25 protein-coding genes are annotated in these 25230 nt (G+C 56.0%); 8 read left to right on the top strand and 17 right to left on the bottom strand.

Annotation, left to right across the window (positions count from 1 at the left end; translation table 11 throughout):
- The first annotated feature begins 134 nt into the window (after nt 1-134).
- Nucleotides 135-554 (top strand): RcnB family protein, encoded by a 420-nt coding sequence (locus FVB43_RS12880; protein ID WP_167864116.1) that lies wholly within the window; start codon nt 135-137, stop codon nt 552-554.
- Between the two features lie 334 nt (nt 555-888).
- Here the strand turns inward: FVB43_RS12880 and FVB43_RS12875 are convergent, their stop codons facing one another.
- The 14 genes from FVB43_RS12875 to FVB43_RS12810 form a co-directional block, all read right to left on the bottom strand.
- Complete coding sequence (locus tag FVB43_RS12875) at nt 889-2544, bottom strand: methyl-accepting chemotaxis protein (RefSeq protein ID WP_167864115.1); 1656 nt, start codon at nt 2542-2544, stop codon at nt 889-891.
- A 118-nt stretch (nt 2545-2662) separates the two neighbouring features.
- Nucleotides 2663-4255 carry an ABC transporter ATP-binding protein gene (locus FVB43_RS12870; RefSeq protein ID WP_133845663.1) on the bottom strand — a complete coding sequence of 531 codons (1593 nt, stop codon included), beginning with the start codon at nt 4253-4255 and terminating at the stop codon, nt 2663-2665.
- Nucleotides 4256-4258: 3 nt separating this feature from the next.
- Complete coding sequence (locus FVB43_RS12865) at nt 4259-5068, bottom strand: ABC transporter permease (RefSeq protein ID WP_133845664.1); 810 nt, start codon at nt 5066-5068, stop codon at nt 4259-4261.
- Nucleotides 5069-5138: 70 nt separating this feature from the next.
- The gene (locus tag FVB43_RS12860; RefSeq protein ID WP_133845665.1) at nt 5139-6128 is read right to left on the bottom strand and encodes an ABC transporter permease; all 990 of its coding nucleotides are present in this window, start codon (nt 6126-6128) and stop codon (nt 5139-5141) included.
- 6 nt (nt 6129-6134) lie between these two features.
- Nucleotides 6135-7679 (bottom strand): ABC transporter substrate-binding protein, encoded by a 1545-nt coding sequence (locus FVB43_RS12855; protein ID WP_167864114.1) that lies wholly within the window; start codon nt 7677-7679, stop codon nt 6135-6137.
- Between the two features lie 62 nt (nt 7680-7741).
- Nucleotides 7742-8644, bottom strand: coding sequence for a homocysteine S-methyltransferase family protein (locus FVB43_RS12850; RefSeq protein WP_167864113.1), 903 nt, complete (start codon nt 8642-8644; stop codon nt 7742-7744).
- A 141-nt stretch (nt 8645-8785) separates the two neighbouring features.
- Nucleotides 8786-9154 (bottom strand): CCDC90 family protein, encoded by a 369-nt coding sequence (locus tag FVB43_RS12845; RefSeq protein ID WP_133845668.1) that lies wholly within the window; start codon nt 9152-9154, stop codon nt 8786-8788.
- A gap of 236 nt (nt 9155-9390) precedes the next feature.
- On the bottom strand, nt 9391-9843 hold the full coding sequence (locus tag FVB43_RS12840) for an RcnB family protein (protein ID WP_133845669.1): 453 nt from the start codon (nt 9841-9843) through the stop codon (nt 9391-9393).
- Between the two features lie 168 nt (nt 9844-10011).
- Nucleotides 10012-10443 (bottom strand): OsmC family protein, encoded by a 432-nt coding sequence (locus tag FVB43_RS12835; RefSeq protein WP_159337466.1) that lies wholly within the window; start codon nt 10441-10443, stop codon nt 10012-10014.
- Between the two features lie 23 nt (nt 10444-10466).
- Complete coding sequence (locus FVB43_RS12830) at nt 10467-11531, bottom strand: hypothetical protein (protein WP_167864112.1); 1065 nt, start codon at nt 11529-11531, stop codon at nt 10467-10469.
- A 213-nt stretch (nt 11532-11744) separates the two neighbouring features.
- Complete coding sequence (locus FVB43_RS12825; protein ID WP_159337468.1) at nt 11745-13004, bottom strand: c-type cytochrome; 1260 nt, start codon at nt 13002-13004, stop codon at nt 11745-11747.
- Between the two features lie 4 nt (nt 13005-13008).
- Complete coding sequence (locus FVB43_RS12820; protein ID WP_167864111.1) at nt 13009-14778, bottom strand: GMC family oxidoreductase; 1770 nt, start codon at nt 14776-14778, stop codon at nt 13009-13011.
- Nucleotides 14779-14949: 171 nt separating this feature from the next.
- Complete coding sequence (locus FVB43_RS12815; protein ID WP_167864110.1) at nt 14950-15675, bottom strand: gluconate 2-dehydrogenase subunit 3 family protein; 726 nt, start codon at nt 15673-15675, stop codon at nt 14950-14952.
- A gap of 354 nt (nt 15676-16029) precedes the next feature.
- A complete protein-coding gene (locus tag FVB43_RS12810; RefSeq protein WP_133845675.1) occupies nt 16030-17043 on the bottom strand; it encodes a LacI family DNA-binding transcriptional regulator in 1014 nt (337 codons plus the stop codon).
- Between the two features lie 168 nt (nt 17044-17211).
- Here FVB43_RS12810 and FVB43_RS12805 point away from each other — a divergent pair, with 168 nt between their 5' ends.
- Nucleotides 17212-17310, top strand: a complete 99-nt coding sequence (locus FVB43_RS12805) for a YoaK family small membrane protein (RefSeq protein WP_227535840.1) — start codon at nt 17212-17214, stop codon at nt 17308-17310.
- A 2-nt stretch (nt 17311-17312) separates the two neighbouring features.
- Here FVB43_RS12805 and FVB43_RS12800 read toward each other — a convergent pair whose 3' ends face one another.
- The 3 genes from FVB43_RS12800 to FVB43_RS12795 form a co-directional block, all read right to left on the bottom strand.
- On the bottom strand, nt 17313-17957 hold the full coding sequence (locus FVB43_RS12800) for an SMI1/KNR4 family protein (RefSeq protein ID WP_159337471.1): 645 nt from the start codon (nt 17955-17957) through the stop codon (nt 17313-17315).
- 87 nt (nt 17958-18044) lie between these two features.
- The gene (ymcF, locus tag FVB43_RS24900; RefSeq protein ID WP_420361215.1) at nt 18045-18317 is read right to left on the bottom strand and encodes a cold shock small protein YmcF; all 273 of its coding nucleotides are present in this window, start codon (nt 18315-18317) and stop codon (nt 18045-18047) included.
- Nucleotides 18265-19206 carry a LysR family transcriptional regulator gene (locus tag FVB43_RS12795; protein WP_167864109.1) on the bottom strand — a complete coding sequence of 314 codons (942 nt, stop codon included), beginning with the start codon at nt 19204-19206 and terminating at the stop codon, nt 18265-18267. Before FVB43_RS12795 ends, ymcF begins: the two co-directional genes overlap by 53 nt.
- Nucleotides 19207-19352: 146 nt before the next feature.
- On the opposite strand from FVB43_RS12795, the gene FVB43_RS12790 reads away from it, so the two are divergent.
- From FVB43_RS12790 to FVB43_RS12765, 6 genes are all read left to right on the top strand, one after another.
- Entirely contained in the window at nt 19353-19994 is a 642-nt protein-coding gene (locus FVB43_RS12790; RefSeq protein ID WP_133845678.1) for an ankyrin repeat domain-containing protein, read from the top strand.
- Nucleotides 19987-21375, top strand: coding sequence for an amidohydrolase family protein (locus FVB43_RS12785; protein ID WP_133845679.1), 1389 nt, complete (start codon nt 19987-19989; stop codon nt 21373-21375). Before FVB43_RS12790 ends, FVB43_RS12785 begins: the two co-directional genes overlap by 8 nt.
- 89 nt (nt 21376-21464) lie before the next feature.
- A complete protein-coding gene (locus FVB43_RS12780; protein ID WP_133845680.1) occupies nt 21465-21827 on the top strand; it encodes a copper resistance protein in 363 nt (120 codons plus the stop codon).
- A 45-nt stretch (nt 21828-21872) separates the two neighbouring features.
- Complete coding sequence (locus FVB43_RS12775; protein ID WP_167864108.1) at nt 21873-23903, top strand: protein-disulfide reductase DsbD family protein; 2031 nt, start codon at nt 21873-21875, stop codon at nt 23901-23903.
- Nucleotides 23900-24619, top strand: coding sequence for a DsbA family protein (locus FVB43_RS12770; protein WP_133845682.1), 720 nt, complete (start codon nt 23900-23902; stop codon nt 24617-24619). Before FVB43_RS12775 ends, FVB43_RS12770 begins: the two co-directional genes overlap by 4 nt.
- Nucleotides 24616-25119, top strand: coding sequence for a protein disulfide oxidoreductase (locus tag FVB43_RS12765; protein WP_159337476.1), 504 nt, complete (start codon nt 24616-24618; stop codon nt 25117-25119). Before FVB43_RS12770 ends, FVB43_RS12765 begins: the two co-directional genes overlap by 4 nt.
- Nucleotides 25120-25230 lie beyond the last annotated feature (111 nt).

Below are 25230 nucleotides of genomic sequence, written 5' to 3'. Positions count from 1 at the left end.
GCCCGGCATTGCGTTAAGGAAGTTTAAAGATTTCGTTAAACCCGGCAACTTCAGACTTTTACCCTTGTTCAACCGCCCGCCAGACGCCACATTCCTTCTGTCTGAACATTGATTCAATCGCAAGGAATAATAAGATGAAAAAGATCGCCACGATTGCCCTCTCGGTCATGATTTGTGCCAGCAGCAGTCTGAGTGCCTTTGCTCAGGGTCCCGGTAATGGCCCAGACCAGCAGCAGCCGGTCAAACATCCACAGCAGCCACAGCATCAACCACAGCAGAAAAGCCCGCAACAAGGTCATGACGCACGGCCCCAGCATACATCGCAGCATCAACAGCGTAGTCACCAGCAGGCAGAGCATCAGCAGAAGCCTGACTTCCGCCGGGGCCACGCCCTGCCGCAGCAGTATCGGGGGAAAGGGTATCAGGTCAGTGACTGGAAAAAACGCGGATTGAAATCGCCGCCATCCGGTCATCGCTGGATGAACGTTGACGGCAATTATGTCTTGATTGCGGTGGCGACCGGCGTAATTGCCTCGGTGATTGCACACCAGTAATAATAGAGGGCGAGGCGTGCCTCGCCCCTACAAATACCGGCTCCCGCCAGGGGACGGGTATACCCGATCCTACAAATACCGCCTCCCGCCAGGGGTCGGGTATCCCCGATCCTACAAATACCGCCTCCCGCCAGGGGTCGGATATCCCCGATCCTACAAATACCGCCTCCCGCCAGGGGTCGGGTATCCCCGATCCTACAAATACCGCCTCCCGGTAGGGTCGGGTATCCCCGATCCTACAAATACCGCCTCCCGGTAGGGGTCGGGTATCCCCGATCCTACAAATACCGCCTCCCGGTAGGGGTCGGGCATGCCCGACCCTTTCCATCAACGCTTAGAAAGAACTCCAGTTATCATCCACAGCTGCCGCCGCAGGTTTCGCTAAACGCGCGGCGGGCGCAATGGCCGGTACTTTCTTCTGATGAGTTTCGACCGGAACACGGCGATCGGCCTGCAACCTGAATGCCGATACCAGCTGGCTCAGGGTCGATGCCTGCTCCTGCAACGACTGCGATGCCGCCGACGCTTCTTCAACCAGCGCGGCGTTCTGCTGGGTCACGCTATCCATCTGACCAATCGCCAGGTGAACCTGCTCGATGCCCTGGCTCTGCTCAGAGGTCGCCGCAGCCATTTCACCGACAATATCCGCCACCTGACGAATTGACCCCTGCACCTTAGCCATGTTCTCACCGACATCGGCCGCCTGCACTGCGCCACTCTCCACCAGCTGCGCGGAGGTGACAATCAGATCTTTAATCTCACGGGCAGCGGTTGAGGAACGCTGGGCCAGGTTACGTACTTCGCTCGCCACCACGGCAAAACCACGCCCCTGCTCACCGGCACGTGCCGCTTCTACCGCCGCATTCAGTGCCAGGATGTTGGTCTGGAAGGCAATGCCTTCAATCAGCCCGGTGATGTCAGAAATTTTACTGGAGCTGATTTTGATTTTATCCATCGTGCCGACCATCGCAGCAACGGCATTCCCACTGTGGACTGACAGATCGTTAGCGGTGCTGGCAAGAGAGCTGGCCTGACGGGCATTTTCGGCGCTCTGTTTGACCGTATCGTTCAGGGTGCTGATGCTGGCGGAGGTTTGCTCCAGTGAGGCAGCCTGTTCTTCGGTACGCGCAGAAAGATCTTCGTTACCCGCAGCAATCTGGGTGGATGCAGAACTGACAGACTGAGCGGAAGAGGTCACCGAGCCAAGCACGCCGGAAACACGCGCCATCAGGCTGTTAAAGGCTGCAGCCGTTTTACCAATCTCATCGCTACGCGTCGCATCTGCCTGCTGGCTGAGATCCAACGTCTCGCTGACCGACACCATCAGGTTCTGAAGACCGTTCAGGCTGTTACGCACGCTGAAGATGGTTTTCACCGCCAGCAGGCCCAGCACAATGATCGCCGCAGCGGCAAAAATCAGCATGCCCCAGAAGACCTTGCTGTAAATCTCGGCGTTTTCGCGGCGCAGATCGTTACCGATATCAATGTTGAGCTGAATCTGTGCTTTCAGGCCTTCGGACAGTTTACGTACCACGGCACCCACACCGTTTTCGCCCTGCAATAACGGCAGAGATTTCGCATCATCGTGGGCACGTGAAACACTGTAAAACGCCGGTAACGATCCCTGGATCGCAGTAATCGTCCCCAGCGCTTCCTGGGTCATCGTGCGGTCGCGATCGCTGGAGATGTCATTGGCCATGTAGTAGTCGGTCAGCGTTTTCAGTTGGCCGACAATCTGGTCAATTTTAGCTTCGATGGCGGGCTGCTTGCTGTCGTCGTTCTCACTTTGATGCTCATACAGCGCCAGGCTCAATTCACTGGCCGCGCTGATGGCTTTATCCAGGTCTTTAATACTGGGAATGGCGTTAACCTGTACAAATTCAAAACGGGACTGGAAGCCGCTTATCGCTGAAAGGGAATATGCCGACAGCGCGATCAACGACAGCGCCAGTAAGGTGAAAATCAAGAACAGCCGTTTAGTTATGGTCATGCGATATCCCCGGTGTGTTTACAGATAAATTGGACGATCTTTGTCGTCCATCAGCACAGGGTTATCGGTAAACCAGCGGCGTAACTTTATTCATTTACCGTTGGTTTACATTTTATTTTTACATTTGGGTTACAGGCACGCTGGCTTCCTCCAGCCAGCCGGGGCGCATTTCCGGCACTGCCCGCAGCAACTGCGCGGTATAATCATCCAGCGGTGCGGTGAATACCTGCTCCAGACGTCCCTGGCGCACCACGCTGCCATAACGTAACACCATGACTTCATCGGCTACGGCTCTGACCACATGCAGGTCGTGGGTGATAAACAGCAGTGAAACGCCGGTTTCCTGTTGCAGTTTTTTCAACAGCGCCAGTACCTCACGTCCCACCAGCGGATCGAGCGCCGAGGTGGGTTCGTCACAGACAATCAGCTCCGGCTCTACCGCCAGCGCCCGTGCGATGCAAACACGCTGCTTCTGCCCGCCGGACAGCGAATGGGGGTAGCGCGCGGCCAGCAGTGGCGACAGGCCAACTTTCTCCAGCAGTTCCCCCACCCGGGCCTGTCGCTGCTGTGCCGTCAGCGACGTCAGACAGACCATGGCACGTTCAATTTGCAGACCAATCGTCAGACGGGGGTTAAGCGCCGTATCGGGATGCTGGTGAATCATCTGGATGGTTTGCATCTGCTGACGCGAGCGCTGGCGTAGCTGTGGGGGCAGCCGCTGACCGTTAAAGGTGATGTCCCCTTCTGACGGTGCCACCAGGCCACATACTGCCCGGCCGAGGGTTGATTTACCCGCGCCGGATTCGCCGATCAGCGCCAGCGTGCGTCCCCGTCCGACCGTGAGCGAGACCGCGTGCAGTACCGGGTCGCCATGATAGCCAATGCTGATATCGCGCAGGCTCAACAGCGGCAATGTCGCGCTGCGCGGCTGATGCGGTTCACCGTGACTGTGCAACAGGTCGCGGGTGTAGTCCTGAGCGGGCTGCGTCAGCAGCGAGACCGTCTCACCGCTTTCCACTTCACGGCCGTGGCGCAGGACCATAATGCGCTGGCTGAGCTGGGCAACCACCGCCAGATCGTGGCTGATATATAGTGCCGCAACGCCGGTCTGACGAATAACCTGCTGAATCGCCTTGAGCACTTCCAGCTGAGTGGTCACGTCCAGCGCCGTGGTCGGCTCATCAAACACAATCAGTTCCGGCCCGGCGCAGATCGCCATCGCAATCATCGCCCGCTGAAGCTGCCCACCGGACACCTGATGCGGGTAACGGTGGAAAAACACCTCCGGCTGCGGCAGTTGTAGCTGGGCGAAGATCTCAATCGCGCGGCGAATGGCAGCCTGTCGGTTCATCACCCGGTGACGAAGCGTGCTTTCAATCACCTGTTCACCGATTTTCTTCGCCGGGTTGAAAGCGGCGCTGGCCGACTGCGCCACGTAGGCAATTTTCACCCCGCGGACTTTGCGCCACTGGCGTTCCGATAGTGCGGTCAGTTCCTGCCCGGCAAACTGGATTCGCCCACCGCTCAGGGTCATTCCGTGGCGAAAATGCCCCAAAACGGCCTGGCCGATGGTCGATTTCCCGGCACCTGATTCACCAATTAATCCCAGCACTTCTCCTTTGCGCAGGGTAAAGGAGATATCGTCAACCAGGACGGCATCTCCCGCGGTCACCCGCAGTTTATTCACGCTTAACAGCGGTTGTTCACTCATCTTCTACTCCTGCCAGCTACGGCTATGCTGGCTTAACAGCCAGTCAGCAACACTGTTTAATGCCAGTGCCAGCAGGGCAATTGCCGCGCCGGGGATCAGTGCCGCCCAGACGCCAAACAGGATGCCATCTTTATTATCACGCGCCAGGCCACCCCAGTCGGCGGTTGGCGGCTGGATCCCTAAGCCCAGGAAAGAGAGTGCCGACAGGAATAAAAGAATGAAGATAAAGCGCAGGGCAAATTCCGCAATCAGCGTGGTAAAGGCATTGGGCAGGATCTCACGCCACAATACCCAGCCCAGCCGTTCGCCGCGCAAACGGGCGACTTCAATAAATTCCTGTGCCGCGATATCCAGCGCCAGCGAACGTGATACGCGCAGCACACGGGTTGATTCGAGGATGCCCAGCACCGCCACGATCACCGGAATGGTTTTTGGCAGCATCGCCAGCACAACCAGGGCTAAAATCAGCGTTGGGATCGCCATCAAAATATCATTAACGCGCGAGATCACCTGATCGACCCAGCCACGGTAATAGCCCGCAATAAAACCGAGGAAGGTGCCGATGGCAAAGGCCAGCAGCGTAGCCACCGCGCTGACGCTCAGTGAAGTACGGGTACCCCAGATCAGACGAGAGAGAAGATCGCGCCCGAGGTTATCGGTGCCCAGCCAGTTTTCCGGCGTCACGCCACTCCAGGCGCTGCCCACCACGTCGCCGGGTGCATACGGTGCCAGCCACGGAGCCAGAAGTGCCACCAGTACGAACAACACCAGCCCGATGGCACCGGGCAACACAGCAAGTTTCAGCCTAAACATCCACATCAGTTCCTTGTAAAACCCTGCCAGCCTCAATCAGTGCTGTCAGGGTGTATAGCATGACTATTCGTTAGCGACTGTGGCGCAGGCGCGGGTTTGCCAGCAGGGCGACAACATCGGCCAGCAGATTCAGCAGGATATAAATACCCGCCAGCAGCAGTGCACAGTCCTGGATAACCGGGATATCACGCTTACTGATACTGTCCACCATGTACTGGCCGAGACCAGGGTAAACGAAGACGTTTTCAACAATGACCACACCGACCATCAGCCAGGCCAGGTTCAGCACAATCACGTTAATGATGGGCCCCCAGGCGTTCGGTAACACATGACGGAACAGAATGGCGGAGGGCGATAACCCTTTCATCAGGGCGGTATCGACATACGCGGCATTCTGCGCACTGACCAGCGCAGCACGCGTCATGTTGCTCATATGCCCGAGAATGGCGAAGATCAGCGTCATACACGGCAAAGCAATGGCCAGCAGGCGATCGCCCAGCGGCATATCGTCAGCAATACTGCTGTTACTCGGCAACCAGAACAGGGTGATAGAGAAGATCAGGATCAGCAGATAGCCGGAGAAAAATTCCGGCAGCGAAACGGCAGCGCGAGTAAACAGATTCAGCAGCCGATCGATCCAGCTTCCCTGGTAGCGCGCGGAGATAAAGCCAATCGTCAGTGCCAGTGGCACCGCGACAATGGCGGTGAAAAAGGCCAGCGACAGGGTATTGGCCAGACGATCAAGCAGCACCGGGGCGATCGCTTCACGGCTGGTAAAGCTGTGACCAAAATCGCCGTGCAGCACGCCGCCCAACCAGGCCAGATAGCGGCCCAGCGCAGGCTGATCCAGCCCCAGCTGTTGATTGAGTGCGGCCACCGCCTGTGGCGTGGCCGTTTGACCGAGGATCGCCGTGGCGGCACTGCCCGGCAGCAACTGGATGCCAGCAAAAATCAGTATCGATACCACCAGCAGCATCACCACACCGGCCAGCAAACGCAGGGCCGTCAGTTTTAACAGGGGAAAGTGACCCTTCCCCCGACGTTCACTAAAATGACTCATTCGCTGTTATGCAAACCACACTTTTTCAGCGGCACGGTTACCGCTCATGGTAAAACCAGGGATAGCAACAAAGCCCTTCACTTTGATACTGGATGCATCAAGCGCATCGGCGTACAGAGGGATAATTTCACTGCCCTTCTCCACCAGCATCACCTGAATGTCATGATAGATCTGACGGCGCTTCTGCTCATCTTGCTCACCACGTGCAGCAGTGACTAACTGGTCAAACGCGGGCTCTTTCCATTGCGACTCGTTCCACGGGGCATTGCTGGTGAACACCAGCGACAGCAGCGCATCGGCCGTCGGACGCAGCGACCAGTTGGACGAAACAAAAGGTTTCTTCATCCAGACGTTATCCCAGAAGGCATCGTCCGGCACGCGTTCCACTTTCAGCGGAATGCCAGCACGTTCAGCCGAGTTCTGATACAGCTGGCCAGCATCGACCGCACCCGGGAAACCAGCTTCAGCCACCGACAACACCAGCGGACCGCTGAAGCCACTTTTCTGCCAGTGATATTTCGCCTTTTCCGGGTCATACGGACGCTGCGGAATGTCTTTAGCAAAGTACGGGCTGGACGGGAAAATCGGGTTATCGTTCGCAACAGTACCGTAGCCACCCAGCACGGTTTTAATGATCTGTTCGCGGTCGATGGCGTATTTCAGCGCCAGGCGGCCATCCAGGGTGTTAAAGGGAGCGGCAGTCGCCAGGCCCGGGAAAGTGAAAATCTGGCTGTCGCGTGAGCGCAGCAGCTGAATAGTCGGCATGTTTTTCAGGCGATCAACAATGCGCGGATTCACACGGTTGATGATGTGCGCAGAACCGCTGGCAAGGGCCGCCACTCGTGCCGTGGAGTCATTCATTGCCAGTGTTTCAACGGAGTCAACGTGACCGCGCGCCGGGTTCCAGTGGTTTGGATTACGCTTCACCAGCGTACGCACGCCAGGCTTAAAGCTTTCCAGGATGAACGCGCCCGTCCCGATGCCTTTATCAAAGTTCTCGTTTTCTGCGGTGATGGCAAAATGGACATCGCTCAGCAGCGCAATAAACTCCACATTGGGTTCTTTCAGCTTGATGGTCACCTGGTCAGGTGAGGTAGCCTCCAACGAGACGACCGGCTCCAGATAGCCTTTGACCGATGAGCTCGATTTCTCATCACGGTGATGATTCAGTGAATAGACCACGTCTTTCGCCGTCAGCGTGCGGCCATCGTGGAACTGGACCCCTTTACGGATATTCAACACCCAGGTTTTGCTGCCATCGTGGGTTTCCCAGCTTTCCGCCAGTGAAGGGATGATTTTGCCCTGCTCATCCACTTCGGCCAGGCAGTTAAACAGCTGTGAACCGACAAAATACATATAGGATTCAAACCAGAATGCCGGATCGATGCGGTCAGTGCTGGAAGCGTTATCCATACCGACGATCAGATGCCCCCCTTTTTTGGGGGTGGCCGGTGCGGCTTCAGCCGCCCACAGCGATTGTAATGGCAGACCAGAACAGGCCGCCGCAACGGAGAGCGCACCGGTAGTTTTAATAAAGTCGCGACGATTCATGATGTTGTTTTTTCCTGGTTTTTTATTATTTTTTTCCGCCGAAGCGGTAAAGAATAGCGTATTTACTTCAGCGCAGAGGCCAGACGCTGAATATGTTCAGGGCCAATCCCGCAGCAGCCCCCCACCAGCGTAGCACCCGCGCCCACCCACTCCTGTGCCCAGTGCAGATAGCCTTCCGGGTGAGTGTCTTTACGTAAACCACTCAGACCTTCGTTCGCCCCGCCACCGTTGCTGCCGTGCTCAAACGCATTGGCATAAACGCCAATACCCGCCGGGGAGCCAAGGCGTTTCAGGGTCGCCGCCGCCTGCTGTACAGCAGAAATCATCACTTCCGGGTGGCTACAGTTAAACAGGACGTTGGCCGCCCCCAGCTCGACCGCTCGGGTGACGGCGGCGGAGACGCTTTCCCCTGAACGCAATGTACTGTCGGCCTGCGGCTGGTCAGGATCGTCGTGCAGACTGAATGACAGCCATAAAGGCTGGGGCTGACCGGATATCGCTTCGTGAATAGCCTCGGCTTCGGCAATCGAACTGATGGTTTCACCCAGCCAGATATCCACATAAGGTGCCTGGGCGTTGACCAGCACGCGATGGATCTCCAGCGCAAGTGGCGCGTTAAACAGATCGGGACGGTAGGATCCCAGGGCCGGAGGTAAGCTGCCAGCAACCTGTACCGGATGCACTGCGGCATCGGCGGCCTGACGGGCCAGTTGCCCTGCCAGGGTGGCCAGGCGCTGAGCATCAGCGGCAAAGCGTTCGTCACCAATATGGAAAGGAACAACCGCATAGCTGTTGGTGGTGATGGTGCCTGCCCCGGCAGCAATATAGCTGTCGTGCACTTCGCGCACGCGCTCAGGGGCTTCATACAGGGCCAGTGCCGACCATTCAGGTTGACGGAATGGTGCGCCCACCCGGGCCAGTTCACGCCCCATTCCTCCGTCCAGAATCTTTATATGCTGCGTCATTGGCCTGTTCCCATTCAGAATTTTCTAATCTCTGCATGCTACATAAATTGATGGCTACATGTCCAGACGTCTATAAGCTTAAATTCAGGAGTGTTTAGTACACAGAGGCAAGTACGCAGATAAATGATGAGCAATGAAGAATTAAAACAGCAGTTTTGCCAGCCCAAGGCCCAGGGCAAGCAACCCAAGCTGCGAGGAGGCAAACCACTTAGTTTGCAGTGCCAGTGACTGATGCAGTTCGGTACGCAGACTTTCCATTTTAAGGTCGATCTTTTTATCAAGCCGCATAATATCCTCCCTGGTGGCATAGTTGGACTTAATTACCGCCACATCGATTTTCAGCGTGCCCACATCCTCCTTGAGTTTACTGACATCCCCTTTCAGGATGTGCACATCGTCTTTAAGACGGCTGACATCGTGCTTTAACAGACCAACATCTTGCTGTAGCAAGCCAACATCCTTCTGTAAATTACCGACATGTCCTTCCAGTTTTCCTACACGAGTATCCATTCTTTTTCTCCCTGATATGAATGTTTTTCATACTGACAGGGTCAATAATAAGTGAAGTCAGGGAGCGATAACAAGCCAGAGGAGGGGGATATTTTGCGGCCTGCGCCGGGAAAATGGAATGTAACGCCATGCAACGCAGAAAATATAAAAACAATATAAATTAATCAGTTACGGGTTTACGTAAGGAGAAGGGGGAAGGTTAATTGTCGGTGGCGGGTGCCACCGACAGCGGTAGATTAACGATGGCCTAATACGTTGCCGAGAATGATCGAGGTGATCACCCCGGTGGCTGCTGCAATCAGCACATAATTACCGTCAACATAGGCCCAGTGTTCGCCGCGTGGCGGTTCATACAGGCCACGATGGTGCCAGTCATCAACGCGGTAATCATCCCCGCGAAAGCGCTCGGGAGCAGGATGACCACGACGGAAATCATGGCCGTTCCAGGCAAAATGGTCACGCTCATCAGGGCCACCCCGGCCACGATCGCCATGACCCCGATCGTCATGGCCGCGATAGTTATCATGATCGCCGCCACCACGACGGTCGTCTCCGCGGTTGTCGCGCCCGCGATCCTGATGCCACTGTTGATCCGGGCCGTTGCCCGGACCCTCTGCATGGGACAGGGTGGAGAAAAGGCTGCTTGCTGTGAAAAGACTAATCATCAAAGTCAGTGTTGTTTTTTTCATCTTGATATCCTCAGTTGCTCACGACCTGCGAACTGCCGCAACATCAATATCGGGGATACCACAACACTTCCCTATCTCACGAACTCCTAAACGGGGCTAATTAGCGTGTTTTTTTCACAGCCTTAACAGATTCCTTACCTTCACGCGGTGAGAACCTCGGGTTCAGACTTAATTTTCCAGCTGATAGTCGAGGGTAATCTCAGCACTGAGTAGTTTTGACACCGGGCAACCCGCTTTTGCCTGCTGAATAATCGTATCAAAAGCCGCTTTCTCAATACCGGGAAGCTTCACCTTACTTTGCAGGGCCACTTTGGTGATGGCAAAACCGCCCTCCACTTTGTCCAGGGAGACATCAGCGGTGGTATCAATGCTTTCAGGTGTGTGGCCCGCATCGCCCAGCATCAGCGATAGCGCCATGGAGAAACAGGCAGCATGTGCGGCCCCAATCAGCTCTTCGGGGTTGGTCCCCGCTTTACCTTCAAAGCGTGTATTGAAACCATAAGGCTGTTGGCTTAACGCCCCACTTTCGGTTGAGACGGTGCCTTTCCCCTGCTTGATATTGCCTTCCCAGTGCGCCTGTCCTTTCTTATGAATGGTCATTGTTATCCTCCGGTTATTTAACATCAGCTACCAGTATAGACGCTTTCACCGGGAACGACGGCACAGCGGCGCGCCACCAGCAGGCGCTGTCCGCAGAATGCCATGGGTGACGCCGCCTGCGGCCACACCTGAAGTAATTCAAATCCAGACTGTTGCAGCACCTGATGACAGTGCGCTTCCGCACCGCTCCCCCCGCGGAAAGCGGGTTGCCCATACGCCAGCGCCTGCACGGCCGCAGGCGTGACACGATGCAGCAGATGCTCACCGGTATTTTCCACCAGAATTAACGTCGCATTCGCTTTCAGCCAGGTATGCAGTTCCGACAGGCGACGGGCGGCGTCAGGCTGCACCAGCAGATCGCTGGCAAGGACGGCATCATGCCGGGCATCCTGTGGCAATTGGCTGTTGAGGGACTGCCCGGATTCAGCCGCTATCCATACTGCACCAGCGAGATCGTCAATGGCAGCGCACGCACCCAGCGTCAATAAGCGGGGTGTATCGCACGCATCCAGCAGGCAGGGCAGCACGCTGGCGATGATCCCGGTAAAGTAATCATCAATAATCCCCGCATGGTGATGTAACTGATGCAGGCCTGTCAGGCTGGCTGGCTGCAAAGCCAGAGAAGGCGTGCGCAGCCAGTCATCGATGCATTCATGCTGGCTGAACAACGCCTCGGCCAGCGGTTCAGCATCGTCAAGCCAGGCCATCAACTGACGCAGGCGATGCCGGGCGTCATCAATTCCCTGTTCCAGCCGCATCTCAGCAGGAGCGCAGTCTGCCAGCGACCAGCGCTCATCCTCACATTCCAGCATCCCCTCCTCTTCCAGCACCTGATGCCAGTGTTGGAGCAGTTCGCTGTAGCAATCCGCAATCCGCAGCTGCTGGCTGCGTGATGCAATGTGCCAGCTTCCTGCATCACAAAATCCCAGGCGTTGCAGGGTTTGTAACATCAGTAGCGGTGCCAGACTTTCACTTTCGGCGAGAAAAGCAGCCAGCGACGCACGCCGCTGGCTGTCAGGCAACTGCGCCGCGGCAGCTTCTCCGGCACGCTGCCAGTCGGGGATGAGGCTATTGTTGAGCGTTGTCATTGTCGTTCCTGTGCGTGACCGCCCGTTATCCGGGGATAAGTGAGGGTAAGTTACTAGTGATAATGATTGTTATTTCGCTTTATCGTGCAATGTTCGTGGAGGGGGTGCAAGGATTTTGTTCGAGGGGGCAGATCACGATCACAGGCCGACCATCACTGAAGGTCGGCCTGTCAGGCAAGAGAATAAAGGGGATGTTGAAGCGCTTACGTCACGCTATTTTTTCAGACTCTCCCTGACCTCTTTGACTTGATCCGCGCTCACCGCATCCGCCTTATTACTCCAGCCCTGACGAATAAAGGTCGCCAGTTGCGCCACCTCATCATCGCTCAGGCGGCCGGCAAAGCCTGGCATTACCAGCGTGGAGGGGGCTTTTGCCGTAGAGGGCTGCTGTGCCCCGGCCAGGATGGTGTGGATCAGCCCGGTCGGGTCGCCAGCATTGACGATAGTCGCCTGATCCAGCTCAGGGAAGATACGTGGTGCGCCCTTACCGGTGACAAAGTGGCAGGCACCACAGTTATCCAGATAGAGACGCTCACCTGGGGTGAGGTTCTTCGCCGCAGTCAGTTTCGCTTCCGTAGCACTGACTGTCGTACTTGCCGCCGCGGGTGCTGCCGGATTACCGCCAATAAACTTCAGATAGGCGCTGATGGCTTTCAGATCCGCTTCGGTCATCCACGACGTGCTGTGCTCGATCACCGAGGTCATCTCACCGCCTACCGCTGCTTTATCGTTACGCCCGGTCGCCAGATATTCGACGGTTTCCTGCTCGCTCCAGCGCGGCAGACCGCGCAGAGAAGGCACTTCCCAGCCGTTCAGGCTACCGCCGGAGAGGAATGTACTGTCGCTGCTGTCGAGCGCTTTCTCATTCATCGCCAACCCACGCGGCGTATGGCAGCTGCCGCAGTGGCCGAGGCTTTCGACCAGATACGCACCGCGATTCACTTCTGCTGTTGCGCCGCCAATCGGCTGGAAGGGCTTATCGCTGGCAAAAGCCCAGTTCCAGAAACGCATGCCCCAGCGCTGGCTGAACGGGAAGCTGAGATCGGTTTCTGGCGGCTGTTCATCACTCGCTTTCACTCCCTGCATAAAGTACGTGTACAGCGCATGCATATCCGCATCGGTGATTTTTGCGTAAGCCGGATAAGGCATCGCCGGATAGAGACGCGTCCCGTCAGGCAGCACGCCTTTACGTACCGCGTCCGAGAACTGCTGCTCACTGTAATTGCCGATACCGTGCGCTTTATCCGGGGTGATGTTGGTGGAGTAAATCGTCCCGAGGTTCGACTCAATCGCCAGCCCACCGGAGAACGCCGGTTTACCCGGAATAGTGTGGCAGGCACCGCAGTCGCCAAGCCGGGAAATATATTCGCCCTGTTTCACCAGACTGTCATCGGCCTGGGCCAGTGAAGCAAAAGTACCTGCCAGCAGGACGGCATTCGCAAGCAGTAAACGTTTGAAATTGATCATCGTCATCTCCTTATGCTTGCACCATCGGGCCGGGGTTTTTCAGGTAAATCTCTTTGATCGCCTGCGCCGCCATCAGCGTGATCGCCCCGATGGTATCGGTCGGATTCGCCTGGAAGTTCTGCGGGAAAGCATTGCCGCCCGGCACAAAGACGTTATGCACATCCCAGCTCTGCAGGTACTTGTTCAGCGCCGAGGTTTTCGGGTTATCGCCCATCACCGCGCCACCAACGTTATGGGTGGAGACGTATTTGGTCAGGTCAAAGTGGGCATCCATCGGCAGGAAGCTTTCGCTGTAACTGTCCGGGTTAAGCTCTTTAGTAATGTTGCTGACGATGCCTTTCAGGTGCTGCTGTAATTTCAGCTCGTTCTGTTTCCAGTCGAACGTCATACGCAGCAGCGGATAGCCGTAGTCATCGGTGTAGTTCGGATCGAGATCGAGGTAGATATCGCGATACGACATGCAGGTGGTGGTGATGCTGATTTTCATCGAGTGGCCGTACCACTCTTCCATCCCTTCTTTCCAGCCTGCGCCCCAGGCCGGTGTCCCTTTTGGCAGTGCGGTACTGATCGGCGTACCGGTGGCCTGTGAACTGTGGATCTTGGCTCCGCCGATGAACCCCAGCCCCGGGCCATCAAAGTTGCCCGGTGAGATGTCGTTAAACATCTGCCCTGTGGCCCCCGCCGTAGCGAACGGATTGAAGTTTTTATCTTTGAAGAACAGCGTGGCACCGCCGTTACTGAGGAAAGCGTAGTTACGTCCAACCACGCCTTCTTCCGTCAGCGGGTTATAAGGCTGGCCGATGCCGGAGAGCAGCATCAGGCGGACATTGCAAAACTGGAAGCTGCTCAGCACTACAATCTTTGCAGGCTGGAAGCATTCATTGCCGTCTTTATCGATGTAGATCACCCCTTTCGCGGTTTTCTTATCATCATGCAGCACCACTTTCATCACGTTGGCATGGACTTCGTAGGAGAAGTTATCCATGCGCTTCAGTGCATCCATCACCGCCGTCTGCGGTGAGGCCTTAGAGTAGTTCAGGCACGGGTATTTACTGCAATAGCCGCAGTAATTACACGGCGCAATCTGGTTACCGTACGGGTTTGTCCAGGCACGTGAAACACAGGCTGACGGGTTGGGGAACGGGTGATATCCCAGCTTCTTCGCCGCCTTAACAAACATTGTGTTGTTCAGCGTGTCATCCAGCGGCGGCAGCGGGAACGGATTAGCACGCGGGCCTTCGAACGGATCGCCCCCTTCGAGGATCTGCCCGCGCAGGTTGCCGGTTAAACCGGACTGGCCGCAGATCATCTCAAACTTCTCGTAATAGGGTTCGATCTCTTCCCAACTGAACGGGAAGTCCATAATGCGCATATCGTCCTGCAACACGCCCGGTCCGTAGGCCTGGTCAGCATAGGTTTTCAGTTTAAGATCGGTCGGTGTCGGACGGATCAATACCGCCGTCCAGTGCAAACCCGAACCGCCCACGCCGTTACCCGGGCAAAAAGCGCCCCATTTGCGCGTTGGCAGCGCGGTCTGGCTCATGTTGTAACGCACCGTCACCGCCGCTTCTGCTGGCGTGGCCATCACTTTGTTACGCACGGCGTAGGCATATTCATCGGCTGGCTTGGGGTAGGCAAACTCTTCGTAACCGCGATCGGCTCCGCGCTCCAGCGCCCGCACTTTCAGTCCGGCCATCGCCAGCTCAATGCTCATCAGCGAGCCAGCCCATCCCAGGCCGACAACGACAACGTCGACTTCTTCTTTATTAATTTGTGACATATTCAACCCTTTCAACCCTTCATTTTTCGCGCCGCAGATGCGTTGGCTGCCTTCATTCACCCTGGTCACTTACTTCAGTAAGCTCCCAGGGATTCATTCAATTGCCGCCTTCCTGCAACACGAAATATTTTGGGTGTCATTTACAAAAATACGAAAAAAGTCTCAGTGAACTCAGGCGCGTTCGCCCTTGATGCTGACCGGGCCAAGTGGATAGGGAATGTTGTGCTGCTTCACCCATTCCAGATAACTGGCACGGGCGCCCGGGAAGCCGATAGCAATCCACGCTTTCATCCCTTTATTGCCGCCGTACATTGGATCGGAGAGATAGCCGTGTTTGGCATCGGACAGCAGCCCGCTGAAGAACTGAGAGGCTTTCAGGTCGGCTTCGCCCAGCTCAGCGAAGTGGATATCGTTTTTTTGCAGTTGGGTCAGAACGCTGTCTTTATCCTGCGATGACAACTGATGGAACGGTTTCTGGTAGGTCTGCTGGCACCACTGGTTAGCCAGTTTGATACCGGTTTTATAGATCTGCTGCGGGCGGAACGGGATCTGGTAACCCATGGTGGCAGGCGCTTTGGTATCAAACGGCCCTTTCATATAGATCTCATCACCGAGATCGCCATGCATCTGCTGATCGATAAAGATCGGCACATTGGTTTCCAGCGCGCCCGGCGCTTTGCCTTTGCCTCCGGCAGGGATCAAACAGTCACAGGCGGCAAGAATAAACTGCCACTCATCCTGGCTGAAGAAGATCGGCTGATAATCTGCCAGTTCCGGCGCTGCCATCTCGGCTGCCTGTGCGGCGGTCAGGCCTTTAAAGACCATCTCACCTAACGGCAATGCCAACAGCGACCCGAGTAAAAACTTACGGCGGGTAGTTTCTTTTTGAAGGAGCATTTTGAAGACTCTCACACACTCAGAAAAAGACACCGATGGAGCACGTGTCATTAAGGTTAAAGAACTGTTTTTATCTGTTTACATTGCCGCAATGTTAACGATACAAAAGTGTCAAAATGTAACAATTGAAGTGGTGATATTTAAACTTAAGATGAAGTGTTTCTTCTAACATTTCATAACAATGCCATTATGAAGAGAAGGGATTAAAGCCGGGGATTTATCGGAAATTCAGGGATAGTAAAAGAAAAAAAGCCGTAAAACGGCGCTTATTTGATTACAGTGAGAAATAATACCCACACAAAATAAAGTCATATAATGATTGTTTCATTCCAGCGTAACACTACCTGCCAGACGTTAACCGGAGTCACGAACCACCATGGTGAACCCTAAATCGACCACCGCCTCTGCGGGCATGACGCCTTCTATTTTATTAGCCAGCAGCATCGCGGCATCTTCACCCATTTTTACCCTGTCGATAGCTACTGTCGTGATCGCGGGCCGGTTGGCCGCGGCGAACGCTAAATCGCCAAAGCCGATAACAGCAAGCTGATCCGGTACACTCAGCCCACGTGCTTCAGCCTCCATGATCACGCCCTGCGCTAAGGTGTCAGAACTGCAGATAATCGCATCGAACTTATCCCCCTGAGCAAGTAACTGATGCAAACCCTGTCGACCGGCACCGAGCGACGTTGGCACCGGGGCATTGACCCCGCGAATACGGCTTCCTGGCAGCCCCTGCATCACATCGGATAGCCCTTTACGCCGCTGCCGGGCGCGACGATCGCCGGCCCACACCAGACCCAGGCTCAGGTAGCCCTGTTGCAGACAGTAGTGACCCAGTTGGGTGCCGACTTTTTCATGAGAAAACCCGACCAGCATGTCCAGCGGCGTTGGCGTGAGATCCCAGATTTCCACCACCGGCAGGCCAATATTGAGAATGGTTTTGCGCAGTTCAGGACTGTGATGAATGCCGGTCAGTATCATGCCGTCGGGGCGGCGCGAAAGGATGGTGGCAACAATAGACGCTTCGCTGTCCGGAGAGTATCCGGTGACACACAGCAGCATATGGTAGCCACGCAAGGCCAGACGATCGCTGATCGCCTGTACGGTATCGACAAACATACTGTTGTTAATTTGCGGAATCACTACGGCAATCAGGCGGCTACGTTTGGACGCCAGCCCCCCTGCCAGCATATTGGGGATATAGCCGGTGATCTGAATCGCTTCCATCACCCTGGCAACGGTGGCAGGCCGTACCACCTGCGGTTTGTTAATGGCACGGCTGACGGTCATCGGAGATAATCCCGCGACACGGGCAACATCCTCAAGCGTAGGGGTTTTTACCGTGGCAGGGTCAGGATTTTCCATCTGGCATCCGATAACTAAAATGTTTGCGCTATCATTTTGCCACAAAACCGCACAGTGAAACAGGGCTGAACAACATGCCTGAGGGCGGGCTGACTATGTTACACTCAGCGCCGCCCGAAAGCCTGGCTCCCGGCTTTCCCCCGATCCCATTGTGAAAGGTGTTATGCCGTGAATAAAAGAGCAATTGCCCCTGGCCTGATTTTTGTTGCTGCGATGGCGTTTCTGGTGTGGTTTATCGCCTCCGGCGCGGCAATGCCGGGAAGCTGAGATCAGCTTTCTGGATCTGACGGGCTGACGGCAATGCGCGTGCCTTCAGGAAGATCCCTGATCTGCACGGCAAACTGCGCGCGGGTACGCATGGCATCTTCACTACGTACCGCCTGGAGGTTATCCGGCACGAACTCACCGCCAACAATAAACGGTGTTTTCGGCACCAGGCGATAACCCGCCGGTAATGCCCCGTGCTGATCCTGCCAGTCCAGCGCCAGCGGATAACCCGTTAACACTGAGTACTCTTCCAGAATCAGGGCACTCCAGTGCTCCAGACTTGCCGCCAGCCAGGTGAATTCGCCGGTTTCCGGCTCAAAGCTGAACACCCCGTCCTGCCGCAGACAAAACTGCACGCCAAAGATATCTTCAGCAAAGAACAGCGCATCCAGCGCCATATCCTGAAACGCTGAAATCCACAGATCAGGCTGGTTCCACTGTTGCAGGCCAGGTTCACTCTCCGTTGCCTGCCAGGGAAAGATATGCAGCGCAGAAACAAAACCATAGCAGCCGTTTTTAATCGCCAGCAGTTGACGCAGTTCTTCGAGCAGCGCGGGATTAACCGTGGCGCTGAAGTGCATGTCCTGTGGGGCGGCAGCAAGGCTGTCACTACAGAGAGAGAGAAGTTTTGCGGTTGAGGTAGTCATCATACGGCCCTGAGATGTCGACATTTAACAGTGATAAGCCGCTAAGGTTAACATCAACAACAGGCCAGGGGAAAACGCTCGACGGGTTTAGTTCTGTATCGCAGTGGCAGGCAGACAAACCATCTGGGATTTACAGAAAATACAGTTGGCACCATGGGGATTTTTTGCGGTGATACTGAAAGGCGAGAAGCGGTACTGACATCCGTGACAAGACGGACACTGATATTTAATATTTTGGATAATAGACCTACATATTTTTATTTTAAGAGAAATTTTTATTGGTACGGGCAAGACGTTAACACAGTTTTTACATTCCGTCTGTTTTATCTTCGCGATGCAGTAAATCCTGATAGAGCTCACTCAGCACGCCATCTGGGGCAAACTGCTGTTTTATCCACAATGCGACCTGTCCGCTGGCGGGCTGGCGGATGGCCAACAGCAGCCGCGAATCCTGACGCGGGTTCATCACCTCACGCGTTACCAGCTTCTCCCCGGCGTCGCGCACAATATAGTCCGGCAGAAAGCCAATGCCCTCCCCCAGAATCTGACACTGACATTTGGTGTTGAAATCAGGCACCAGAACCGCCTCCTGCCCGTGCAGCAGCCAGCCAACACGCTGATTCAGCATCTGTGCCGTGTCGGCCACCATAATATTGGTATAGCGCCGCATCTGACCTTCACTGATGGGCTGAGGCAATGCGGCCAGCGGATGATGGGGCGCGATCGCAAACTGCCAGTGCACATAGCCGATATCAAGACAGTCAATGCCATCCCTGTCCAGCGGCACATCCGGTGCCCCCATCGCCAGCGTTGCCTGGTGATGGATAAACGCATCCCAGACGCCGTTATACACTTCCTGAGTGACCGTCACCTGACAGGTGGGGAACTGCTTTTTCAGCAGCTGTAGCAGCCGGGCAGTGTGATGCGGGGTATACAACAGATGGTTGATGCAAATACGCACCCTGGCCTCTACGCCCTGGGCGATAGCATCGACACCGTATTGAATGGCACCGAAATCGTTAAGTAGCGTCAGCGCCTTACGATAAAAGTAGTCGCCGGACTCCGTCAGTTCAATCCGGCGGGGATGGCGCACAAACAGCGGAACACCCAGCCCGGTTTCAATGCGTTTAATGGTGTAGCTGACCGCTGAAGTGGTGACCCCCAGCTCAATCGCCGCCTTACTGAAGCTGGCACACTGCACCACGGTGACAAACACCTGCAAATTCTCTTCACTAAAAATGGAGTTCATCGCACATTCCCTCGTGTTCCGGTTTCATTGATTATTATTCAACAAGAAATGCCTTTCAGGTGAATTATTTTTACACGGATATCACCGTCTTTCACTGGCTGCTATTGTCGTTTCCTGGACCATCACTTGCTTATCCGGGAACCTGTATGTCATTTGCACATCCTGACTTTTCCACCTCCAACGACACACTACAGGCACGCTTCCTCCGTGCTGCCCAACAGGGCGAGCAGGATATCTTGCAGCAGTGTCGGGATCAGGGCGTGGATCTCAACGTCACCACCGCGCAGCGCACCAGCGCCATCACGCTGGCGGCACAGCACCAGCACTATGCCTGCGTCGCCTGGTTGATCGAGGCGGGCGCCGATATTAATCAGCAGGACGATACCTGTTTGAATCCGTTTTTGCTCGCCTGCCTGAATAACGATCTCACTCTGCTGCGCCTGCTGCTGCCTGCGGCACCCGACCTCACCCGGGTGACACGCTTTGGCGGCATTGGCCTGACGCCCGCCAGCGAAAAAGGCCATGTTGAGATCGTGCGCGAGTTACTGTCCCGCACCACCATCAACGTCAACCACACTAATTTCCTCGGCTGGACACCGCTGCTCGAAGCCATCCTGCTGAATGACGGTGGCGCAAAGCAGCAGGAGATCGTTCAGCTATTACTGGATAACGGTGCCAGCCCGCACCTGACGGATAAGTACGGTAAAACCCCTCTGCAACTGGCGCGTTCACTGGGTTATGACGCCATTGCTATACAGTTAATCCATGCAGGAGCCCGTGATGAATAAGCCCGATCAGCAGCGTCGTACCTTTCTCAGCCACGGCAGTAAAATGCTCGGTGCCTGCGCCATCCTCGGTGCAGGCACCCCGCTTGCCATTGCCGCCGGATCGTCTGTCTTCACCGAACAGGAAACGCCCATGACCACCGTTGGCGCCCGCCACTATTACCTTGATAACGTCCTGCTGGAAACCGGCTTTCACTACCAGGAGGGGGAAGTGGTCGCCACCCGCACCGCGTTGCACTGCCTGGAAATCAATAACGGCAAGATCGTTGCTGTACGTGCTAACGCAGTACGCCCGGATGCCAGCCTGACGCGGGTTGATGCCGAAGGAAAACTGCTGCTGCCCGCCATGCGCGATATGCATATCCATCTGGATAAGACCTTCTATGGTGGCCCGTGGCGCGTGCAGTCACGCCCGGCAGGGACCACCATTAAACAGATGATTGCACTGGAGCATCGCCTGCTGCCAGAGCTGGCGCCCCACACACAGGAGCGGGCGGGTAAACTGATCGACCTGCTGCAATCAAAAGGTTCCAGCGTGGCGCGGAGTCACTGCAATATCGAGCCGGTTTCCGGACTGAAAAATCTGGAAAACCTGATGGCGGTACTGGAACGCCGTCGATCCGGTTTTACCTGCGAGATCGTCGCCTTCCCCCAGCACGGGTTGCTGCTGTCAAAATCTGAACCACTGATGCGCGAAGCGATGCAGGCCGGAGCGCACTACGTCGGCGGGTTGGATCCCACCAGCGTTGATGGCGATATGGAAAAATCCCTCGATACGATGTTTCAGATCGCCGTCGACTATGGCAAAGGCGTGGATATCCATCTGCATGAAACCAGCCCGGCCGGGGTGGCCGCCATCAATTATATGATTGACCGGGTGGAAAAAACGCCGCAGCTGAAGGGCAAAGTCACGATCAGCCACGCATTTGCACTGGCCACCCTCACACCACAGCAGGTAGAAGAGACCGCACAGCGTCTGGCCGCGCAGCAGATCAGCATCGCCTCAACGGTGCCGATTGGCACGCTGCATATGCCGCTGAAACAGCTTCAGGATAACGGTGTTTTTGTGATGACCGGCACCGATAGCGTGATCGACCACTGGTCGCCCTATGGCCTTGGCGACATGCTGGAGAAAGCCAACCTGTACGCTCAGCTCTATGTGCGCCCGGGTGAACTGGCGCTGTCGCGCGCGCTGGCAATTGCTACCGGGAACCGCCTGCCGCTAAATGATAAAGGCGAGCGCGTCTGGCCCGTGGAACAGGACGAGGCCAGTTTTGTGCTGGTCGATGCCTCCTGTTCGGCAGAAGCGGTGGCGCGCATTTCACCACGCACCGCCACCTTCCATCAGGGGAGTTTGGTCTGGAGCACGCTCAATAAGGTGTAATCCCCCGGTAGACAAAAGTTTACATGCGTAACCATTGTTAAACGCGACCGTTTGATTAAGATGGTCGCTCTTTTCAAATGGGGCGGGTAATGGCAACACGACAACGCATCGCAATGGGCTTTCTGGCGCTCGCCTGCCTGGTCATACTGGTCTGTATGGCACAGCGCATGGCAAGCCTGCACGCCCTGCAAATGCCTCCAACCACGTCGTTCAGCCTCAGCAATACCGCCCCGGACAACGCAGATGACGCGTCGATAACCCCTTGTGAACTCAGCGCCAAAACGCTGCTGCTGGCTGCCCCGCTGCTGTTCGACAGCGTCCTGCCTGCCACGGTCATTCTCCTGTTAGTACTGGCACTGTGCTGTCTTCTCCCATTGATTTTTCCTCCGGCACGCCCCTGTCGTGCGCCGCTACTCCGTATCCATCTGATTAACTGTAATTTCCGCGAATGACACACCGTTCCACCGGTGTCTTTTAATCATTTACGGAGAAATAACATGTTTACGCTTATCAGGAGCTTTGCTCTCCTGCTGCTATTCTGGCTGCCCGCATTGCAGGCCGCTGACAGTGGCTGGCTGCAAAATCCACAAAACAGTCACGCTCAGGTTCGCCTGCGTGCCGATGCCTCACAGGCCGACCGCACTCGCATCTTGCTGGATATTCAGTTACAGGATGGATGGAAAACCTACTGGCGATCGCCGGGTGAAGGCGGGATTGCCCCGACCATTCGCTGGCAGAATGCCGTAACCCAGGCACACTGGTTCTGGCCTTTGCCGCAACGTTTTAACGTCGCGGGGATCACCACTCAGGGTTATCATCAGCGCGTTACGCTGCCGATTGAACTGTCCGGCCCGGCCCCGAAAAGTCTGGTCGGAACGCTGACGCTCTCCACCTGTAGCAACGTCTGCATCCTCACCGACTATCCGTTCACTATTGATATGACGTCATCTGTTGATGCGTCGTTTGAACATGATTATGCCCAGGCGATGGGCAGCGTACCGATTGAACGCGGCCTTGCTGACACCCTCGTCGCGGGTTATCAACAGGGAGAGCTACAGATTGTTGCCGAACGTCAGGACGGCTGGCAGCAGCCTGCGCTGTTCCTTGACGGGCTGGAGGGTGCCAGCTTTGGCGAACCACGCTTTACCCTCAGAGGTTCAATGCTGATAGCCCGCGTGCCGGTCAGCGATGAATGGGGTGACAACGCACCCGATATCACCGGAAAGAACCTGTCTCTGGTACTGGCGGATAACGGCCTGGCGCAACAGATTACCCTGTTGGTTGATGAAGGATGGGGACAGCGCTCCCCGGTGTTGCCGCTGTGGCAGATGCTGCTGACGGCACTGCTGGGAGGCTTTATTCTCAACCTGATGCCTTGCGTACTGCCGGTGTTGGGCATGAAACTCGGCAGCATTGTTAATACGCCACAGCGCGACCGCCGCAACGTGCGACTCCAGTTTATCGCCTCCAGTGCCGGAATTATCACCTCGTTTATGGTGCTGGCGCTGCTGATGACGGTACTTCGTCTGGGTAATCACGCCCTGGGCTGGGGTATTCAGTTCCAGAATCCGTGGTTTATTGGCTTCATGGTACTGGTGACCCTGCTGTTCAGCGCCAACCTGTTTGGCCTGCTCTATCTGCGCCTGCCATCAGGCCTGAATACCCGTCTGGCAACGTACTCTGGCCGTGGTCCTGGCGAGCATTTCTGGCAGGGTGCATTTGCCACGCTGCTGGCCACCCCGTGTTCAGCTCCCTTCCTCGGTACTGCGGTGGCATTTGCCCTGGCGGCACCGCTGCCACTGCTGTGGGTGATGTTTGCCGCCCTCGGCATCGGCATGAGCCTGCCCTGGTTGCTGATTGCCGCCTGGCCCGCCCTGGCGCTGAAGCTGCCACGCCCCGGGCGCTGGATGAATGGAGTACGTATCGCCCTGGGAATTCTGATGCTGGCCTCCTGTTTCTGGTTGATCAGCCTGCTGGTGAATCATATTGGCCTGCTCGCCACACTGGCTGTTGCGACCGCGATCGTACTGGTATTGCTCGTCACACTGGTGAAACAGTTCGGCCTCCGGCGGGCGGCACTGGTCACGGTAGTGCTGTTGCTGGTGGCCGGTGGCGTGTTGCTGGCGGGTACATTCAGCGCGACATCAGATCAGCACAGAATGCAGGATCGGCTTACCTGGCAGCCGCTGACAGAACAGGCGATCCGCCAGGCTCTGGGCGCGAAAAAACGGGTGTTTATTGATATCACTGCCGACTGGTGCGTGACCTGTAAAGCCAATAAATACAACGTATTGCTGCGCGATGATGTGCAGCAGGCGCTATTAGCAGATGATGTGGTGACCCTGCGCGGTGACTGGAGTCGTCCGTCTGAAACGATCACCCATTTCCTGCAACAGCGCGGCAGCGTGGCCGTGCCGTTTAATCAAATTTATGGACCGGGTGCTCCCCAGGGCGTGGTGCTTTCTCCGCTGCTTGACCGTGCCACCCTGCTGAAAACCCTGAATAATGCCAAAGGAATTGAACAATGAAAAAATCTCTGATTGCCCTGTTACTGGTTGCTACACCGCTGTGGGCTGCGGCCCCGTTTACCCCGGAGCAGGAGGCACGGATTAAGCAACTGATCCGCGAAACACTGGTGGAAAATCCACAGATTCTGGCTGAAGCCGCCAATGCTTACGATAAACAGGCACAGGCGCAGCAGGCCAATGTGACTGGCCAGGTGATTGAACAGAACAAGGCGGCACTGTATGACGATGCCGGATCGCCGCGCCTCGGTGCAAAGAATGCGAAGCTGACGCTGGTATCGTTTACCGACTACAACTGCCCTTACTGTAAACAGTTCGATCTGCTGCTGGAAAAAATTGTGCAGCAGTACCCGGACGTTGCCGTGATCATCAAACCGCTGCCATACCGTGCCGAAAGCTCGATGACCGCTGCGCGCGAAGTACTGACGCTGTGGCAACAGCAGCCGGATCGCTGGCTGGCACTGCACCAGCGTCTGATGGCAAAGAAGGGCAACCATGATGACGCCAGTATTCAGGCCGCAGAGAAAAAGCTGGGCGTGACGATAACGCAGCCGGATAAACAGAGCCTGGAGACGGTGAATACCAACCTGAAGCTGGCACAGCATCTGGGCATTGAAGGCACGCCAGCCACGCTGATAGGTAACCGTCTGCTGCCTGGCGCCGTGTCGTATGAAGAGCTGGAGCGTCTGGTGAAACAGCAGTTGGCACAAACGCCATGAGCCGCCTGAAACGTTGGGCACGTGAGATACTGGTACTGGCGCTGCTGCTGGCCGGGGGGATGTGGGTGATGGACAGCTGGCGCGCGCCAAAGGCACCGCTGGCCTTTGCTGACCAGCCATTGCTTACCCTCGACGGGCATGAGGTCACGCTAAAGGCGTTAAGCCAGCAGCGCCCGCTGCTGGTCTATTTCTGGGCCAGCTGGTGCGGTGTCTGTCGCTTTACCACGCCAACGGTGGCTGATATGGCACAGCAAGGCCGCAACGTTATCGGCATTGCGCTACGTTCCGGTGAAAATGACAAGGTGCAGCGCTATTTACAAGCAAAGCAGTATCACCTGCCGCTGGTGAATGACCCGGAAGGCAGACTGTCTGCCAACTGGCATATCAGCGTGACCCCAACGCTGGTGATTATTGATAAAGGCAAGGTGGTGGGCACCACTACCGGTTATACCAGTGGCTGGGGCATGCAGCTGCGGCTGTGGTGGGCGGGCCTGAGCTGACCGTCAGAGGTGGATGAGCATTCGCTTGTCCGCCTCACTTAGCACAGGCAATCACCTGACAGCTTGAATTTTTGCTATGCTTTTCCGCACGATCCCTACGCTTCCGACATG

Source organism: Erwinia rhapontici (assembly GCF_012271765.1).
GTDB classification, from domain to species: Bacteria; Pseudomonadota; Gammaproteobacteria; order Enterobacterales; family Enterobacteriaceae; genus Erwinia; species Erwinia rhapontici.
This window is presented reverse-complemented; position numbering and strand designations above follow the sequence as displayed.